Here is a 16,637-nt window from a genome sequence, read left to right as displayed (position 1 = left end):
TTCCCAGGGGAGCGATCCGTCCTGGCAATTCACCTGCGTCTTCGCATCCGGGGCAGCAGTGATCACGATCGGATAACGAACTCGGTGATCATGTGTGCCGACCGCCAGGTCTGGAAACAAGTCACGGGCGCGGTACAGTCACACGCCATCCGGCCTCCGGAGCCGGGTGTCTCGGTGAGAAGGAATTCCAGAATGAAGTTCGGCACTATTGCCGCCATTACGCTCGGTGCGGTTGCCGCAGTGGGCATCACAGCGGGGGCCGCGAACGCGAAACCCATAGAACCGGAGCGTGAGATCACGACGACCGGTGTCGAGCAGGGAGTCGACTACCACACCACGGTCTCCCGTGAGACCGGAGCCATCACCACCGCCGTCGAGCACGGCACCTTCGCGGTGGTCGACGACGGCACCAAGATCAAGCTGACCTCCGATACCGGGGCCGTGGTCGCCGAAGTGCCGCTGAGCTTCCAGGTTTCCGGCAGCAAGCTGTCGGTCGCGCACGAAATCAGCGACAGTGGACGGCGTCTCGCGCTCACCCCGGTGGCGGGCGCCAAGGAGATCGGCGAGATGCAGCCGATCAGCTCGATGAACCGGCTCATCGCCGAGCTCAACCAGAACGTCGTCGGCGTGGTCGCGGGCGCGCTGGTCGGCGGCCTGCTCGGGGCCCTGATCGGTCTCGGTTTCTTCAGCATCATCACCGGCCCGATCGGCCTGGTCGTCGGCGCGATCGCGGGCGGAGCCATCCAGGGCGGGCAGCCGTTCACCGACGCGCTGATGGCGGTCGTCAACGGCGAACCCTGATCGGTATCGCACGGGCCGGATGCGGCAGGCGCACCGCAGCGCGCCTGCCGCGTCCGGACCGGTCAGCCGATCGCCGTGGCGCCCGACGGAGAGCTCGGGACGCCGCCATGGCTGATGCGCGGAGCGAAGAGAACGCGCGAACGCCGGATATCGCCGGACGCGTGCTATCGCGCGGGTGGAGCGAAACGGTCAGCGCTCGGTGGAACCGGACTCGCCGTCGCGGTGCTGGCGAGATAGTCGCCAGAGGAACTCCGGGTCGTCGTCGGGTCCGATGACGCGCTTGCGCTGTGGTGAACGCGTCTGCGGTGCAGTGGGTCCAGTCCGCTCGGGGCCGAACGCCTTCCAGCACAACACCGCTATTGCCACCACCGCGATGAGTGCCAACAAGTACGTCACGTCGCTCACCTCCTGATTACGAGGGTAGCCGCGGACGTGACTCCCGCACACCGCAGACGCAGAAAATGGTCTGCGGGCGAGCGCGGACCCGAGCACGACGGGCCCGCGTGCCCTGCGATCAGCGTGCGGTCGCCTCGGTGGTCAGCGACTTGAGCAGCTGGAGTACTTCCGATTCGCGAAACCGGCGATGTCCGCCCGGTGTGCGCAGCGACCCGAGGCGCCCGGCGTGGGCCCAGCGCGTCACGGTCTTGGGGTCGACGTGGAACAGGGCAGCAACCTGGCCCGGAGTCAGCAGGGTGTCCTGGCCGCCGACGGTGATCGCAGTCATAGCAAACCTCTCCGTTCTCGACAGTTCCCTCATCAGATGGCGCCATCGTCGCACTGAAACCCCTAGGTACTCGAACCACCTACAGTTGGTAAAGGGGAGGTAATAGACAAAACGGATGTGCGCCCCACCCCCGGCTTTGGGCGTGCACCGGGGACGGGCAACAGCTTCGCATAGGCTGAGGGATGTGCGTGACGCAACTCCACCAAAAGGTGCTTCCGGACAGCAAACGGCTGGCGCAGGTCGTCGGCTGGCCCGCAATCTGGCCCTCTACACCGTCGCCAGGTTGGGTCTCGTGGTAGTGCTCACCGCGGTGATCGTGCTGGCCGCGCGGCTGGTGTCGGTGGACATCCCCTTGGTGGTCGCGGCCCTGTTCGCATTGATCATCGCGATGCCGCTGTCGCTGGCCCTGTTCAAGCGGCTGCGGGCCAAGGTGAACGAGGACATCGCCCTGGTCGACGAGCGCAGGCGGCGGGACAAGGCCGAGCTACGGGCGCGGTTACGCGGCGACGAGCCGCCCACTCCGCCGGAGGCGGGGACGTCTTCGTGAAGTCCTGTGATCACACCGCACCGCGGGACTGGGTCGACAACGCGGTGCGGCTGATCGACGCCGACGCCCAGCGCAGCGCGGACACCCATCTGCTGCGCTATCCGCTGCCGGTCGAGTGGAACGTCCAGCTCTATCTCAAGGACGAGTCCACGCACATCACCGGCAGCCTCAAGCACCGCCTGGCCCGCTCGCTGTTCCTGTACGCGATCTGCAACGGCTGGGTCACCGAGGGGACGACCGTGGTGGAGGCGTCCTCCGGTTCGACCGCGGTCAGCGAGGCCTACTTCGCCAAGCTGCTCGGCCTGGACTTCGTCGCGGTGATGCCAGCGAGCACGTCTCCGCAGAAGGTCGCGCTGATCGAGGCGCAGGGCGGACGCTGTCATTTCGTGCGGCGCCCGCCGGACATGTACACCGAGGCGGCGCGGCTGGCGGCCGAGTGCGGCGGTCACTACATGGACCAGTTCACCCACGCCGAGCGCGCCACCGACTGGCGCGGCAACAACAACATCGCCGAGTCGATCTTCCAGCAGCTGGCGTTGGAGACCAACCCGGTGCCGGAATGGATCGTGGTGGGGGCGGGCACGGGCGGCACCAGCGCCACGATCGGCCGCTACATCCGCTACCGCAGGCACGCGACGAAGCTCGCCGTGGTCGATCCGGAGAACTCCGCTTTCTATGGCGGTTACGAGACCGGGGACGCGGCTTATCAGACCGGAATGCCCTCCCGGATCGAGGGCATCGGCCGTCCGCGCGTGGAGCCCTCGTTCGTCGGCCAGGTGGTGGACCGCATGTTCGAGGTGCCCGACGCGGCGTCCATCGCGGCGGCCAGGTTCGCCAGCGCGCGGCTCGGCCGCCGGGTCGGCGGATCAACCGGGACCAACCTGTGGGGCGTCTTCGCCCTGATCGCCGAGATGCTCGCCGAAGGCCGCGGCGGCAGTGTCGTCACCCTGCTGTGTGACGGCGGGGATCGTTATGCCGGAACGTATTTCGATGACGAGTGGGTCGCCCGCCAGGGGTTGGATCTCGCCGCGCCGACAGCGGTCCTGGAGAAATTCGTGGCAACCGGGATCTGGGACGCCTGATCGGTTCGCGCCTCGCGGAGGTGCTGTTCGCTGGAAGCGGAACGGGGTCCTGTCGCGCCCGCTGTCGTCAATTTTTGTTGACACCATGCCCTGGCGTCAATCAAAATTGACGACATGACGGAAGCGACCACACTCGCGGCCGCCGCGGGCAGCCCCGATCCCAAGGTCGGGCTGCGCGCGGTGCTCGCCCTACGCAGGCTGCTCGAACGCCTCGAAGCGATCCAGGTGGCCAACGCCCGTGCCCAGGGCTGGTCCTGGCAGGCGATCGCGGAAGCGCTCGAGGTCAGCAAGCAGGCAGTCCACCAGAAGTACAACCGGAAAGGCAGGGGCCACTGATGTTCGAACGGTTCAGCAGGTCGGCGCGCACTGCGATCGTCATCGCCCAGGAGGACGCACGCGAACTCCGCGCCTCGAACATCGAGGTCGAGCACGTGCTGCTCGGATTGCTCGCGCAGGCCGAGCCGGCGTTGACGGCCCTGCTCGCGGAGGCGGGACTCACTCGCGACGGCGTGCGCCGCGCGCTGGCCGAACAGGGCAACGGCGTGCCGCTCGGCCCCGAGGACGCCGAGGCCTTGCGATCCATCGGCATCGATCTGGATGCCGTCCGGGAATCGCTGGAAGCGCATTTCGGCGAGGACGCCCTCGACCGCGCCGCACCGGACCCGCGACGGGGGCTCATCCCCTGGGGGCGCGGTGGGTACTACGGGCACATTCCCTTCACCAAGGAAGCCAAGAAGGTCATCGAACTCTCGCTGCGGGAGGCGGTGGGACGCAAGGACAAGACCATCGAATCCGGGCACATGCTGCTCGGCATCCTGCGTGCCCCCAACCAGACGACGGTGCGCCTGTTCGGTGGACCCGACGCGATCCACGAGTTGCGCCCCAAAGTGCACGCCCTGCTCGACCGTGCGGCTTGAGCCGGTGGACATGCGCTGCCGGAGTTCGGGTTTTCCAGCGGCGCGTGTCCGCCCTCGGCGCCTAGCATTGGGCCATGCAGCTCGTGATTCGGTTGATCATCAACGCGGTGGCCATCTGGCTGGCCGCCTTCTGGGTCGACAAGATAGACATCCTCGCTCCCGAAGGCGGAAACGGCGCCAAGATCGGTGTCGTCATCGCCGTGGCCGCGGTGTTCACGGCGGTGAACGCGGTGGTCAAGCCGATCGTGAAGTTGCTGTCACTACCACTGGTGATCCTGACGCTCGGCCTGTTCCTGCTGGTGGTCAACGCGTTCATGCTGTGGCTGACCGCCGAGATCACCGACGCGTTCACCGATTACGGCCTGCGCGTCGAGGGTTTCTGGGCCGCGGTGTTCGGCGGCATCATCGTCTCGATCGTCAACTGGGTGCTCGGCATCCTGGTTCCGGACGAGGACTGATCCCCTACGCGGACTCGGTCCGCGTGGGAACCTTCAGCGGGCCGGCGCGCCGGCCCGCGACCGGGGAAAGGCTCGGTGCGCTAGCCCAGCCCGACCGCCAGCGCGGTGACCGCCGACCACACCAGGAGGGCCAGGCCGGAGTCCCGCAGCGCCGGAATCAGTTCCAGGCCGCCCTTGCCGCCGCGCACCGGCGCGTTGGCGCGCACGGCGAGCGGGATCGCCAGCAGCCCGGCCAGGGCCCACGGGGTACGGGCGACGAGCACCAGCGTCGCGAGGAACGGCACCGTGAGCAGCGCGAGATGCAGGGTGCGGGTGCGCGGGTCACCGAGTTTCACCGCGAGGGTGACCTTGCCGGAGCCGGTGTCGGTGGGGATGTCGCGCAAGTTGTTCGCGACCAGCACGGCGCTGGAGAACGCGCCCACCGCGATCGCGAGCACCGCGCCCACCCAGTCGATCCGGCCCGCCTGCACGAACTGGGTACCGAGCACGGCGACCAAGCCGAAGAAGACGAATACCGCCACTTCGCCGAACCCGCTGTAGCCGTACGGGTTGCTGCCTCCGGTGTAATACCAGGCGCCGGCCAGGCAGGCCGCGCCGACGAGCAGCAGCCACCACGCGCTGGTGAACACCAGCACCAGACCGAAGACGGCGCCGATGACGAGGCTGACGATGGCGGCGGTCTTCACCGCGGTGGGGGAGGCCAGCTTCTGCCCGACCAGGCGCAGCGGGCCGACCCGGACGTCATCCGTGCCGCGGATGCCGTCGGAGTAATCGTTGGCGTAGTTCACGCCGACGATCAGCGCCAGCGAAACGAGCAGCGCGAGAATCGCTTTCCACCACACCGCACCGTCGACGGACGCGGCGGCGCCGGTCCCGGCGAGCACCGGGGCGATCGCGTTCGGCAGGGTGCGGGGTCGCGCGCCCTCGATCCATTGCGCTGCTGTAGCCATGTCCGCAGCATAATCGGCGCAGTCGGACGCAGTCCGGCTGCAGACCGCGCACGGCCGGAGCGAAGGCGGAGGTACCTCCTGGTGCGCGTGCGGCGATCAAGCCGTTTCGGTGGTCGCCGCCTGCTGCAACCGCGCCAGCCCCTTTTCGAAGTCCCGGCCGACGAACTTGTCCATCGGGATGAACTTCCCGATGACGCCCATCAGGCCGGTCTGCTGCCCGGTCATCCGCCAGGTCACCTCGGTGCCGGTCTCGACGGGGGCCAGGAGGAAGGTCACCATATTGGTCGCCTTCATCGGCTTCAGGAATTCCAGGCGCACCCCGATCTCGCGGTCGGCGCTGCCGATGATCTCCATGCTGCCCGCGCCCGCCTTGCGGTTGCCGCTCCAGGCGTAGCGCGCGCCCACACCGGAGCCGGCGCCGGAATAGCTGCGCTGGAGTTGCGGGTCGAGATCCTCCCAAGGCGACCACTCGACCCATTTGTGGAAATCGTTGATCAGCCCGTGCACACGCGCGGGGTCGGCCGTGATCACGGCCGATCGGACCACCTCGAACTCAGCCATGGGGTCAGACTATGCGACCGATTGCTCACAGTCGCGGCAAAGAAATCGTGTCGGCTCCGTCCGGCCTGCTCGCCTACGATGACCGCGGGATGTTTCCGGCGCACAGCGGCCCGCACGGCCACAGTCGAGCAGTGACGACGCCCGCAGGCGAATCGGTCGTGGTGGCCCTGCTGGGCGAGGTCGCGCTGCGCCGCGACGGCGCGCTGACGCCCCTGCCCGGCGCCCGATCCCGGCTTCTGCTCACCGCGCTGGCCCTGCGGCCCGGTCGCAGCCGCGGCGCCCAAGCGCTGATCGAGGACGTCTGGGGCGAACAGCCGCCGCGGGCGCCGATGAACGCGCTGCACACCCAGGTCTCCCGGCTGCGGTCGGCGCTGCCGGAAGGAGTGCTGGAGATCGGCCCGGCGGGATACCGGTTGACCCTCGGCGCCGACGAGGTCGACCTGTCGTCGGTGGGCGAACGTGTGACGCGGGCACGCAGGCTGCACGCTGCGGGGGATCTTCCCGGCTGCCTGGCGGAGATCGCGCAGGCGCGGGCGCTGTGGCGCGGGGATCCCGGCGCCGACCTGCCGCCGGGTGACCTGGCCGACGAGCTGCGGGTCGCGGCCGGGCGGCGTCTCGCGGAACTCGACGAGCTCGAACTCACCGCACGCGAAGGCGGCGGCGACATCGACGGCGCCTTGGCTCTGGCGCGTGCACGCGCCGCCGCCGACCCGCTGGACGAGCCCGCGCAACTGACCCTGATGCGTCTGCTCGTCGCGGCGGGACGGGCCAACGAGGCGCTGGAATCGTTCGCCGCCTTCCGCTCCCGGCTGGTCGATCAGCTCGGCACCGATCCCGGGCCTGCGCTGTCCGCGGCGCACACGGCGATCCTGCGCGGCGAGCCGATCGGGCCCACCGTGCCGCGACCCGGCGCGGGCGGTGCCGTGACGCCGGTGGTGGACGCGAATTCGAGCGGTGGGCCGTCGGCCCGTTCGGTGCTCTCGGCCGAGGCCGCCGCTCCCGCGGAACCACCGCCCGTCGCCATGGGCCTGCGCGCCGCGCCCAACGCGCTGCTCGGCCGGACGGACGATCTGGCCGCGCTGACCGGCCTGCTGCACACCTGCCGGGTGGTGACGGTGCTCGGACCGGGCGGCGCGGGGAAGACCAGGGTCGCCAACGAGCTCGGCGCTCGGGTGGCGCGCACCCGCCCGGTGGCACTGGTCGAACTGGCCTCGGTGCGCGCCGAAGGCGGCGACGCCGGAGTGGAGGTCGAGGCGGCGATCGCCGCGGTGCTCGGGCTCAGCGAGGTCACCTTCGACACGGCGACGCTGCGCTCCGGGCAGACGGTCGATCTGCGCAGGCGGTTGCGTGACGCGGTATCGGCGCGCCCGATGCTGCTGATCCTGGACAACTGCGAGCACCTGATCGACGCTGTCGCCGTGGTGGTCGCCGACCTGATCGGCCTCGCGCCCCGGCTGACCGTGCTCACCACGAGCCGCTCGCCCCTGACCATCACCGCCGAGACCGTGTATCCGCTGCCGCCGCTGACCATCGATCCTGCGGGCTCACCCGCCACCGAGCTGTTCGCCGCGCGCGCCAGAGCCGTGCGCCCCGCGGTCCGGCTAGACCCGGAGATCGTCGCCCAGCTCTGCCACACACTCGACGGGCTGCCGCTGGCCATCGAGCTGGCCGCGGCCCGGGTCCGGGCGATGAGCGTCGAAGAGATCAACGAGCGATTGGCCGACCGGTTCGCGCTGCTGCGCCACGGCGACCGCAGCTCGCCCGAACGGCATCGCACCCTGCACGCGGTGATCGACTGGAGCTGGAACCTGCTCGACCGCGAACAGCAGGCGACGCTGCGCCGATTGTGCCGGTTCCCCGCTGGTTTCACACTGTCCGCCGCCGAGGCGGTCGCGGGCGGAGCAGGCGTGACCGATGTCGCGGCGGCCGTCGACGGCCTGGTCAACCAATCGCTGCTCACCGTGCTGGACGACGAGGTGCTCGGCACCCGCTACCGGATGCTGGAGACGGTGCGGGAATTCGGCGAAGAGCAGCTGACCGCCGCCGCGGGGGAGCCGTCGGCAGTCGACACCCGAATGCTGCGATGGGCCAAGGACTACGCCGATGACGTGGCGAGCCGGTACATGACCGGCGATCAGTTCCACCTCGCGTTATCCGTGGCGGCGGAGCTGGACAACTTGCTGGCCGCGCTGCGCTGCGCCATCGAGCGACGCGACGCCGCGACGGCCTACACGGTGTTCCCCGTCGTCGGCACGCTGTGGGTGATCCGCGGATCGCATATGGAAGTGATCGCGTGGGCCCAGCGGGTCATCGAATTGGATGCGGTCGATCTCGGGCGGGAAGGGCCGCGTGCGGACCTCGTGCTCGTCACCTATCAGATGATGTTCCTGCATCTCGCCTACACCAACGGCAGCGCCCGAGCCCTCGCGGAACTGCGCCTGCGCGTGCGCCGATTGCTTCGCCCCGGCGTAGAACTCACCGACAACAGCCGCTTCATCGGCCGGGTCGTGCTCACCCGAGCCGACGGACGCGGAATCGGCAGGCTGCTCGCGGAGGCGGTCCGCGCGGCCGATCCGGAGACCAGGGCCTCGGCGCTGCTGTTGCGGGCCAACATGCGAGAGAACCTCGGCGACGTGCGCGGCTCCACCATCGACGCGATCAAGGCGCTGAATGTCCTCGGGCGCGAGAACGTCTGGAGCGTGGCCATGGTGAGCAGACACCTCGGACAGGTCTGTGGGCAGATCGCGCAATACGCCGAATCGGTGACCTATTACCGCCGCGCGCTCGACGTGTTGCAACGGCTCGGAGCCTACGAGGACACCGTGGAACTCCGCAGCCTGCTGGTGGCTTCGCTGGTCGGCATCGGTGAGCTGGAGCAGGCCCGGCGGGAACTCGACCTCGCGTTCGGCACACCGGACCTGGACAGTTCGTCGCTCGGACGGAATCGGTTGCTGTCCACGGTGATGCAGAGTTCGGCCGAAGTGGCGTACGCGGAGGGTGACATCGCGGGCGGATCCGCTCGCTACGAACGCGCGCTGGAGCTGTTCGGCTGGCCGGACAACGCACTCGGCCCCGGCCCCGGAGCCCTGATGCTCGCCGCGGCGGCGCTCGGCGCGCAGGTACTGCACGGCGGTGCGGGCAGGGCGGCTGTCCTGGCGGCACAGCTGGCCGAACTCACCGTTCCGACGATGAGCCAGTACCGAGATCTGCCGCAGATCGGCGCCGTCGCCTGCGCGATCGGCTCGTACCTCGTCGCCGCCGACCGTGAGCCGAGCATGGGTCTCGACTTGCTGGTGCTGGCCCCGAACGTCTTCTGCCGTCAAGATTTCCCCTCGATGCGCTGGCGACGGCACCTGGACGCGGCGATCGCGAAACTCGGCGCCGATCAGGTCGCGGAAGCTCGCCGCCGTCTCGGCCATCTGCGCCGGAATGATTCCGCCGACCGCATCATGCGAATGCTCCAGAGCTCGAGCGCGGCCCACTGACGAGTCCAACGGCCTACGCCCTCCGCGACGGCACCGACGTGCGGGCGGCATCGAGCCGAGATGCGCAAGCAGGCCGGGCGACTGTCGTCACCCGGCCTGCGCTGGTGTGGTGGCGGCTCACGCCCGGCGCATGTACGCCTTGACCGTGAGCGGAGCGAAGATCGCGATGACGACCAGCGCGCCGATCAGCGACCAGGCGAGGTCGCCGCCGAAGCCGGCGCCGTTCATCAACCCGCGGCAGGCGTTCACCATGTAGTACACGGGGTTCACGTGATTGAGGCCCTGCATCCAGCCCGGCATCGTGCTCACCAGCGCGAAGGCGCCGGACATGAAGGTCAGCGGGAACATGATCATCATCGAGATGCCCTGCACGCCCGCCGCGCTCTTGCCGGTGACCCCGACCAGCGCCCAGATCCAGCTGATCGCGAACGAGCAGACCACGATGACCAGGCCCGCCGCGACGACCCCGACCACGCCGCCCTCCGGGCGATAGCCGATGGCGACGCCGACGACGATGGTGAGCACGGTGGCGATGACATAGCGCACCATGTCCGCCAGCAGCGCGCCCGCCAGCGCCGAGATGCGGGCGATGGGCAGGGATTTGAACCGGTCGAAAACGCCCTTGTCCATGTCCTCGCGCAACTGGGTGCCGGTGACGACCGAGGTGAGCACCACGGTCTGCACCAGGATCCCGGGAATCAGGACCGGCAGATAATCCCGCACACTGCCGCCGATGGCCCCACCGAAGATGTAGGCGAACAAGGCGGTGAAAAGGATCGGCTGCACGGTCACGTCGAACAGTTGCTCGGGCTTGTGCTTGATCTTCAACAGGCCGCGGTAGGCCATGGTGAACGAATTCGCCGCCGCCTGGCCGAGCGGAACGCGGTTGCTCACTGCGGGAATTGTCGCCGGCGCTGCTCGGCGCGTGTCGGTCGCGGTGATGGTGGTCATGCTGTGCTCCTCCTCGGCATGCGCGGGCCCTTCGTGGTCACGCAGGCTGCCGCCTGCGCGGACGCTCACGCCGCGCTCCGCTCGGACTCGTCGGTGGTGTCTTCGGCGGGGTGGCCGGTGATGGTGAGGAACACCTCGTCCAGGCTCGGCTTCGTCACGGTGATCTCGTCGACGCCGATCTCCCACTCGCGCAGGCGGATCAGCAGATCGGCGGTGACACCGGCGTCGGCCAGCGGCGCGGTGAGCCGCCCGGCCTCCGGGGTGATCTGCGCTTCGACGCCGAGGAAATCGCCGATGATGCGGCGCGCCTCGTCGAGCTGTGTGCGATCGACCAGGGTCAGGTGCAGCGAGGAGCCGCCCACGGAGGCTTTCAGTTCGTCGGCCGTGCCGTCGGCGATCACCTTGCCGCGGTCGATCACCGCGATCCGGTCGGCCAGCTGATCGGCCTCGTCCAGATACTGGGTGGTGAGCAGCACCGTCGCGCCTTCACGGACGAGGCGGCGGATGGTCTCCCACATCTGGGCGCGGGTGCGCGGGTCGAGCCCGGTCGTCGGTTCGTCGAGGAACAGCAGCGGCGGTGTCGCGATCAGGCTGGCCGCCAGATCGAGACGACGCCGCATGCCGCCGGAGAAGTTCCGCAGCGGCTTGTCCGCCGCCTCGGTGAGATCGAACTCCGCCAGCAGCTCGTCCGCCTTGCGCCGGGCATCGATCCGGCTCAGGCCGAGCAGGCGGGAGAAGATGATCAAGTTCTCGGTGGCGGACAGGTCCTCGTCGACCGAGGCGTATTGCCCGGTGACGCCGATGAGCGAACGGACGGCCGTCGGCTCGGCGACCACGTCGTGGCCGAAGATGCGGCCGCTGCCGCCGTCCGGGCGCAGCAGGGTCGCGAGCATCCGGATGGTCGTGGTCTTGCCTGCGCCGTTCGGACCGAGCACGCCGTACACCGAGCCCTGCGGCACCGCCAGGCTCACTCCGTCGACGGCCCGCTGTTCCCCGAACACCTTGACCAAGCCGTCCGCCTCGACGGCGAGCGCTGAAGTTGGTGCGAAAGAAGTCATGTGGACAACTGTGGACACCCGCACTTGCACGGCTCTTGCACGGCGCTGGCGGGTCCGCTCTGGCGCGACAGCGATCATCGCGGCCACCGCCACCCCGCCGGCCGCGGGAACCCGTCGGCGACGACCCGCGGTGCAATGCCCGGGCCGGATCGAGGCGGTGCGCCGGTCGCGGACCAGCGGTCGCCTACCCTCATGAGTTGTGAGCACAGCCGCTGACACGACTGCCGTGACGAACCTGATAGCGAAGTACGCGGAACTGGTCGACCTGGGGGATTTCGCCGGTGTCGGCGCGCTGTTCGCGGACGCGGTGTTCATCGGCAGCGGTACTGCGATCCAGGGGTGCGAAGGCGTCGAGGAAATGCTGAGCAGCACGGTGATCCGCTATGCGGACGGCACGCCGCGCACCCACCATGTCACGACGAACATCGCCATCGAGTTCGACGACGAAGCGAATTCCGCTGCGGCGCGTTCCTACGTCACCGTGCACCAGGCGCTCCCGGACTTTCCGCTGCAAGCCGTGGCGGCGGGCCGCTACCACGACCGTTTCGAACGCGTCGACGGGCAGTGGCGATTCGCGGAGCGCCGGGTTCGTATCCACCTGGTGGGCGACCTGAGCCGCCACCTGCGCCTCTAGCCTCCACGTGCCCTGCAAGCGGTGGCGAAGCGGGCGTCGCGCCGGACGCGTGTGCCGCCCGGTCCCGCTAGCGGGTCGACTCCGCCAACAGGTACTCGCGGAGTTTGGCGCGGTCGGGCTTGCCGGGGCCGCGGAGGGGGAACTCGTCGAGGACGGCGAGTTCGCGGGGGGCGGCGATGGAGTCGAGTTCGTCGGCGACGTATTCGCGCAGTTCGGCCAGGTCGGGTGTGGCGCCGGGGGCCGGGATCACCGCGACGGCGACGCGCTGGCCGAGTCGTTCGTCGGGTAGGCCGAGGACGACCACCTCGCTGATCGCCGGGTGATTGATCAGCACGGCCTCGACCACCTGCGGGATCACCAGCAGGCCGCCGGTCGTGATGGCCTCGTCGAGCCGTCCGGTGATGCTCAGCACGCCGTTGTCGTAGGTCCCCGCGTCCTCGGTGCGGAACCAGCCCGGTTCGGCGAAGGCGGGATGGTCGGGCTGGTTGCGGTAACCCGAGGCGATCATCGCGCCGCCCAGCACGACCCGGCCCTCTTCGATGCGGACCTGCGTGCCCTCCAGCGGCACGCCGTCGTACACGCAGCCGCCGCAGGTCTCACTCATGCCATACGTGCGCACCACGGTGATGCCCGCGGCTCGCGCCCGCTCGTAGACCGGCAGCGGAGTGGCCGCGCCGCCCACCAGCACTCCGTCGAGTTCGGCCAGCGCGGCGGTGGCGACCGGCGACTCCAGCGCCTTGATCAACTGGGTCGGCACCAGCGCCGTGTAGCGGCGTTCCCCACGCATACCCGAGATGGCGCCCCCCAGGGCCTCCGGCAGGAATCCGCCGGACACGTCCAGCACGGTGGGCTCCGTTCCCGCCAGGATGCTGCGCAGCAGCACCTGGATACCGGCGATGTGATGGGTCGGCAGGGCCAGCAACCAGTTGCCAGGGCCGCCGAGCCGCTCATGGGTCGCGGTGCCGCTGGCGCGCAGGGCCGCCGAGCTGAGCATCGCGCCCTTCGGCACGCCCGTGGTGCCGGAGGTGGTCACCACCAGAGCGATGTCCTCGTCGATCGGCTCGCCCGGCGACAGGGCGTCGCTCAGGCGCCGCGCCTCGCGTCGATCGCTGGTGGGAATGGGCAGCCACGCGGCCCCGCTACCTTCCAGCGCCTCCCGCAGGTGCGGCATGACGTCACCGAGACCGGACCCGGTGGGCATCGGCAAGGTACGCAGTGTCTTGCTCATGCCATGCCCCGCCGCTCGCCAGGCTCGGTCGTGCCCAGTGCCGCAGTGCCCATGGCTCGCTCGCTGCACTCCCTCACGGTAGGGATCGTGTCATGCCCGCGTCGCCGCGTGCGGAACGGGTCGGTATGCCGGAGTGGCGCACCCGCGGCGCGGTCACCCGGTCGGATCGGGGCTCAAGTACGACAGACATCGAGACTGCGATTCATTCGGTCGGACGGGACACGGACACAGCCGGCCCGGACGTCGGCGGTCGGGTGGCCATCCGAGCGTTATCGTCCTCGCCGGTTGTCGGGTTGGCAACTCGGTGCGGTCCGCGCAACTACCGAACGGAACCGTTACTCCGACGCCGGCCAGCGGGAATCCCGTCGGATCGGATGGGCCGGTGGAACCTCGACGAACACGATCGGCACACCGTCGGGATCGCGCACCCACATCTCGTGCAGGCCCCACGGCTCCTCGACCGGAGCGCGATCGATCGCGATGCCCTTCGACGCCAGCTCCGCGGCGGTGGCAGACACGTCGCGCACCTGGAGCCAGATCGCGCCCTCGAACGACGACGACCTACCCGACCCACCGTGCGCGGCCACCTCGATCAGCGACTGTCCCGCGAAGAGGACCGTGCCACCCGGATACTCCCGCGCGATGGCCAGTTCCAGCCCGTCCCGGTAGAATGCGAGCGTCGCCTCGTAGTCGGCGGGCCGCAGGATGATCCGGCTGCTGAGGATGTCCATGTCAGAAATACCAGGGGTAGGGAGTCCAGTCCGGCTTGCGTTTCTGCAGGAAAGCGTCGCGGCCCTCGACGGCTTCGTCGGTCATGTAGGCCATTCTGGTCGCCTCGCCCGCGAAAAGTTGCTGGCCCACCAGTCCGTCGTCCAGCAAATTGAACGCGTACTTCAGCATGCGCTGCGCCTGCGGGGATTTGCCGTTGATGTCGGCGGTCCACTCCAGCGCGACGTCCTCCAGCTCGGCGTGATCGACGACCTTGTTCACCGCGCCCATCTGGTGCATCTCCTCGGCCGTGTACGGACGGCCGAGGAAGAAGATCTCCCGCGCGAACTTCTGCCCGACCATCTTGGCCAGATAGGCGCTGCCGTAACCGCCGTCGAAGCTGCCCACGTCGGCGTCGGTCTGCTTGAAACGGGCGTGCTCGCGGCTGGCCAAGGTGAGATCGCAGACCACGTGCAAGCTGTGCCCGCCCCCCGCGGCCCATCCGTTCACCAGCGCGATCACCACCTTCGGCATGAAACGGATCAACCGCTGCACCTCCAGGATGTGCAGGCGGCCCGCGCGGGCCTGATCGACCGTGTCCGCCGTCTCTCCACTGGCGTACTGGTACCCGCTGCGGCCGCGGATGCGCTGATCGCCGCCGGAGCAGAAAGCCCAGCCGCCGTCTTTGGGGCTGGGGCCGTTTCCGGTGAGCAGCACCGCGCCGACATCCGCGGTCATCCGGGCGTGGTCGAGTGCCCGATAGAGTTCGTCGACCGTGTGCGGGCGGAACGCATTGCGCACCTCCGGCCGGTCGAACGCCACACGCACGGTGCCCTGCTCGATGTGCCGGTGATAGGTGATGTCGGTCAGATTCTCGAATCCCGGAACGGGACGCCACAGCTTCGGATTGAACGTCACCGGGCAATGCTAGGTCTCGCACGGCTCGAAAGTCGTGGTCGGGCCCGTGCGCGGCGAGGATCGGAGCGGGCGAGCGCCTCGGCCCTCGGAAGCAGGCGGGGCGGTGCGCCAGTGATGTATCCCGGATCTTCGCGCGGCGTCCGCGGCCCTCGATTTGACGGTGTAAAACAACGCGTTACCGTGCAGGTATGAGCGAGCGAGTGAAACCGGTTATAGACCGGAGCGCGGTGGACGGATCCCGGTACGAGAAGCACGGCGGGTTCCCGAAGGTCACGCCGGCGAAGATCGGACCGAACTTCGGCGAGTTCGTCGAAGCCATGCGGACGTTGCAGGACCTCGCGGTGTCCGTGGACGCGCCGGACGACGTCTTCGGGGCCGCGCGGGCCAAAGCCCGCGAGCTGATCGACCTGCTGGAGCCCTACCGCGCCCCCGAATTGCAGGGGCCCGCGGGACGGGCCGTCGAATTGCCGGGAAGGGGAAGCCTTCTGCTGCTGCCGTGGCAGGCGGTGGCGGCGGGGCCCGACGGCATCGAGATGACGGGCGTGTTCCGCCGCTTCCATCTCGGCGGCAACGGCGCCGCGCACGGCGGCGTGCTGCCGCTGCTGTTCGACGACCTGCTCGGCATGATCGTGCATTACGCCGGACGGCCGATCAGCCGCACCGCGTACCTGCATGTGAACTACCGCAAGATCACTCCGCTGGAAACTCGGCTGACGGTTCGCGGACGGGTCGACCGGATCGAAGGACGAAAAACTTTCATCACCGCCGAATTGCTCGATGAGCAGGGCGATCTGCTCGCGGACTGCGAAGGTCTGATGGTCGAGTTGCTACCGTGGCAGCCGTAGCCGGGTGAATGCTGGCGCGGGTGCGTATAGTTGCCCTCGCTCGTTCATCGATACCGATCCGGAGGAACCTGAAAGTGGTTGCAGCACTGTCTGAATCCCTGCTCGACGACGCGAAGCGCCCGGCTTTCCTTGCCGATGCCGTCGAGGTTCTCGACGCCGAGGTGTCGGACAAGGGTGGTGCGTCCGGCCTGGCTGTGAAGGGTGGCTACGCGGCGGTCAAGAAGATCAGCCCGTCCATCGTCCCCGATGCGCTGGAGTCGTTGGCGCCCAAGCTGGTCGCGCAGCTGGAGCCGTTCTGGCAGGAGTACGCCGCGTCGGGCAACGGCAAGTTCGCCGACCTGCTCGTCGCCAAGTCCGACGAGGTCGCCGAGGCGTTGCTCGCCGTCACCGACGCTCGGGCCGAGGCCTCCAGCCGCCCTGCCCTGCAGAAGGTCTACTCCTCGATGCGTTCCTCGGCCAAGAAGAACGTCGTCGAGGCGCTGCCGCGGGTCGGCGACCTGATCCAGAAGCACGCTGGGTGATTTGCTCGTCCAGCGCCCGCGGCGCTGGGTGTTCGCGGCCCCCTCATGGCTCGCGCCCGAGTGTCCCCCATTCGGACGCGAGCCGGGCCGCGAACGGAACATGCTAGATCTCGCTTCGCTCGAAACCGGTCGTTGCGCCGGTGCCGTCGAGGGGGGAGGCAGGGTCGGATCCGAGCCCTGCCTCCGAGTGTCGCGGACCTGCGGCCAGGGCGAGTGATCCGGGCCGCGAACGGGGCAGTGTGCGACGAC

The 16,637-nt window shown here is 69.0% G+C and carries 19 protein-coding genes; 10 read left to right on the top strand and 9 right to left on the bottom strand.

Translation table 11 applies throughout. The features are described from left to right. The first annotated feature begins 192 nt into the window (after positions 1-192). On the top strand, positions 193-801 hold the full coding sequence (locus NNI01S_RS03115; protein ID WP_063017277.1) for a DUF8020 domain-containing protein: 609 nt from the start codon (positions 193-195) through the stop codon (positions 799-801). A 189-nt stretch (positions 802-990) separates the two neighbouring features. Here NNI01S_RS03115 and NNI01S_RS33205 read toward each other — a convergent pair whose 3' ends face one another. Together NNI01S_RS33205 and NNI01S_RS03110 are read right to left on the bottom strand one after the other, a co-directional pair. Next, on the bottom strand, positions 991-1,197 hold the full coding sequence (locus tag NNI01S_RS33205) for a hypothetical protein (RefSeq protein WP_084488442.1): 207 nt from the start codon (positions 1,195-1,197) through the stop codon (positions 991-993). A gap of 118 nt (positions 1,198-1,315) precedes the next feature. Next, entirely contained in the window at positions 1,316-1,525 is a 210-nt protein-coding gene (locus NNI01S_RS03110; RefSeq protein ID WP_040783886.1) for a BldC family transcriptional regulator, read from the bottom strand. Between the two features lie 184 nt (positions 1,526-1,709). Between NNI01S_RS03110 and NNI01S_RS03105 the strand changes: the two genes are divergently transcribed. The 5 genes from NNI01S_RS03105 (at position 1,710) to NNI01S_RS03085 (ending at position 4,529) form a co-directional block, all read left to right on the top strand. Next, the gene (locus tag NNI01S_RS03105) at positions 1,710-2,072 is read left to right on the top strand and encodes a DUF4229 domain-containing protein (protein WP_245675949.1); all 363 of its coding nucleotides are present in this window, start codon (positions 1,710-1,712) and stop codon (positions 2,070-2,072) included. Next, on the top strand, positions 2,069-3,154 hold the full coding sequence (cds1, locus tag NNI01S_RS03100; RefSeq protein WP_063017275.1) for an L-cysteine desulfhydrase Cds1: 1,086 nt from the start codon (positions 2,069-2,071) through the stop codon (positions 3,152-3,154). The genes NNI01S_RS03105 and cds1 overlap by 4 nt, the downstream gene beginning before the upstream one ends. 114 nt (positions 3,155-3,268) lie before the next feature. Next, entirely contained in the window at positions 3,269-3,490 is a 222-nt protein-coding gene (locus NNI01S_RS03095; protein ID WP_063017273.1) for a helix-turn-helix domain-containing protein, read from the top strand. Next, entirely contained in the window at positions 3,490-4,071 is a 582-nt protein-coding gene (locus NNI01S_RS03090; protein ID WP_063017272.1) for a Clp protease N-terminal domain-containing protein, read from the top strand. Before NNI01S_RS03095 ends, NNI01S_RS03090 begins: the two co-directional genes overlap by 1 nt. Before the next feature lie 74 nt (positions 4,072-4,145). After that, a complete protein-coding gene (locus NNI01S_RS03085) occupies positions 4,146-4,529 on the top strand; it encodes a phage holin family protein (RefSeq protein ID WP_063017271.1) in 384 nt (127 codons plus the stop codon). Between the two features lie 80 nt (positions 4,530-4,609). Here the strand turns inward: NNI01S_RS03085 and NNI01S_RS03080 are convergent, their stop codons facing one another. Then, positions 4,610-5,479: a 1,4-dihydroxy-2-naphthoate polyprenyltransferase gene (locus NNI01S_RS03080; protein ID WP_063017270.1), complete on the bottom strand. Its 870-nt coding sequence runs from the start codon at positions 5,477-5,479 to the stop codon at positions 4,610-4,612. A gap of 96 nt (positions 5,480-5,575) precedes the next feature. Further along, positions 5,576-6,040 carry an SRPBCC family protein gene (locus NNI01S_RS03075; protein WP_063017269.1) on the bottom strand — a complete coding sequence of 155 codons (465 nt, stop codon included), beginning with the start codon at positions 6,038-6,040 and terminating at the stop codon, positions 5,576-5,578. Between the two features lie 131 nt (positions 6,041-6,171). On the opposite strand from NNI01S_RS03075, the gene NNI01S_RS03070 reads away from it, so the two are divergent. Then, entirely contained in the window at positions 6,172-9,525 is a 3,354-nt protein-coding gene (locus NNI01S_RS03070; RefSeq protein WP_245675948.1) for an AfsR/SARP family transcriptional regulator, read from the top strand. Between the two features lie 117 nt (positions 9,526-9,642). Here the strand turns inward: NNI01S_RS03070 and NNI01S_RS03065 are convergent, their stop codons facing one another. Next, positions 9,643-10,476, bottom strand: a complete 834-nt coding sequence (locus NNI01S_RS03065; RefSeq protein ID WP_063017494.1) for an ABC transporter permease — start codon at positions 10,474-10,476, stop codon at positions 9,643-9,645. Between the two features lie 65 nt (positions 10,477-10,541). Continuing rightward, a complete protein-coding gene (locus NNI01S_RS03060; RefSeq protein WP_063017268.1) occupies positions 10,542-11,534 on the bottom strand; it encodes an ATP-binding cassette domain-containing protein in 993 nt (330 codons plus the stop codon). 199 nt (positions 11,535-11,733) lie between these two features. Here NNI01S_RS03060 and NNI01S_RS03055 point away from each other — a divergent pair, with 199 nt between their 5' ends. Further along, on the top strand, positions 11,734-12,168 hold the full coding sequence (locus tag NNI01S_RS03055) for a nuclear transport factor 2 family protein (RefSeq protein ID WP_063017267.1): 435 nt from the start codon (positions 11,734-11,736) through the stop codon (positions 12,166-12,168). A gap of 67 nt (positions 12,169-12,235) precedes the next feature. Here NNI01S_RS03055 and menE read toward each other — a convergent pair whose 3' ends face one another. From menE to NNI01S_RS03040, 3 genes are all read right to left on the bottom strand, one after another. Continuing rightward, entirely contained in the window at positions 12,236-13,396 is a 1,161-nt protein-coding gene (gene menE / locus NNI01S_RS03050) for an o-succinylbenzoate--CoA ligase (RefSeq protein ID WP_063017266.1), read from the bottom strand. 335 nt (positions 13,397-13,731) lie between these two features. Then, positions 13,732-14,127 (bottom strand): VOC family protein, encoded by a 396-nt coding sequence (locus tag NNI01S_RS03045; protein ID WP_063017264.1) that lies wholly within the window; start codon positions 14,125-14,127, stop codon positions 13,732-13,734. Position 14,128: 1 nt separating this feature from the next. Next, on the bottom strand, positions 14,129-15,022 hold the full coding sequence (locus NNI01S_RS03040; RefSeq protein ID WP_063017262.1) for a 1,4-dihydroxy-2-naphthoyl-CoA synthase: 894 nt from the start codon (positions 15,020-15,022) through the stop codon (positions 14,129-14,131). Positions 15,023-15,210: 188 nt separating this feature from the next. Between NNI01S_RS03040 and NNI01S_RS03035 the strand changes: the two genes are divergently transcribed. Both NNI01S_RS03035 and NNI01S_RS03030 read left to right on the top strand, forming a co-directional pair. Continuing rightward, entirely contained in the window at positions 15,211-15,867 is a 657-nt protein-coding gene (locus NNI01S_RS03035; protein WP_063017260.1) for a PaaI family thioesterase, read from the top strand. A 74-nt stretch (positions 15,868-15,941) separates the two neighbouring features. Continuing rightward, the gene (locus NNI01S_RS03030; RefSeq protein ID WP_063017258.1) at positions 15,942-16,388 is read left to right on the top strand and encodes a DUF6918 family protein; all 447 of its coding nucleotides are present in this window, start codon (positions 15,942-15,944) and stop codon (positions 16,386-16,388) included. Positions 16,389-16,637 lie beyond the last annotated feature (249 nt).

The organism is Nocardia niwae NBRC 108934 = DSM 45340 (assembly GCF_001613465.1).
GTDB lineage: Bacteria > Actinomycetota > Actinomycetes > Mycobacteriales > Mycobacteriaceae > Nocardia > Nocardia niwae.
The sequence above is the reverse complement of the archived record's forward strand: the minus strand, read 5'-3'. Positions and strand labels throughout refer to the sequence as shown.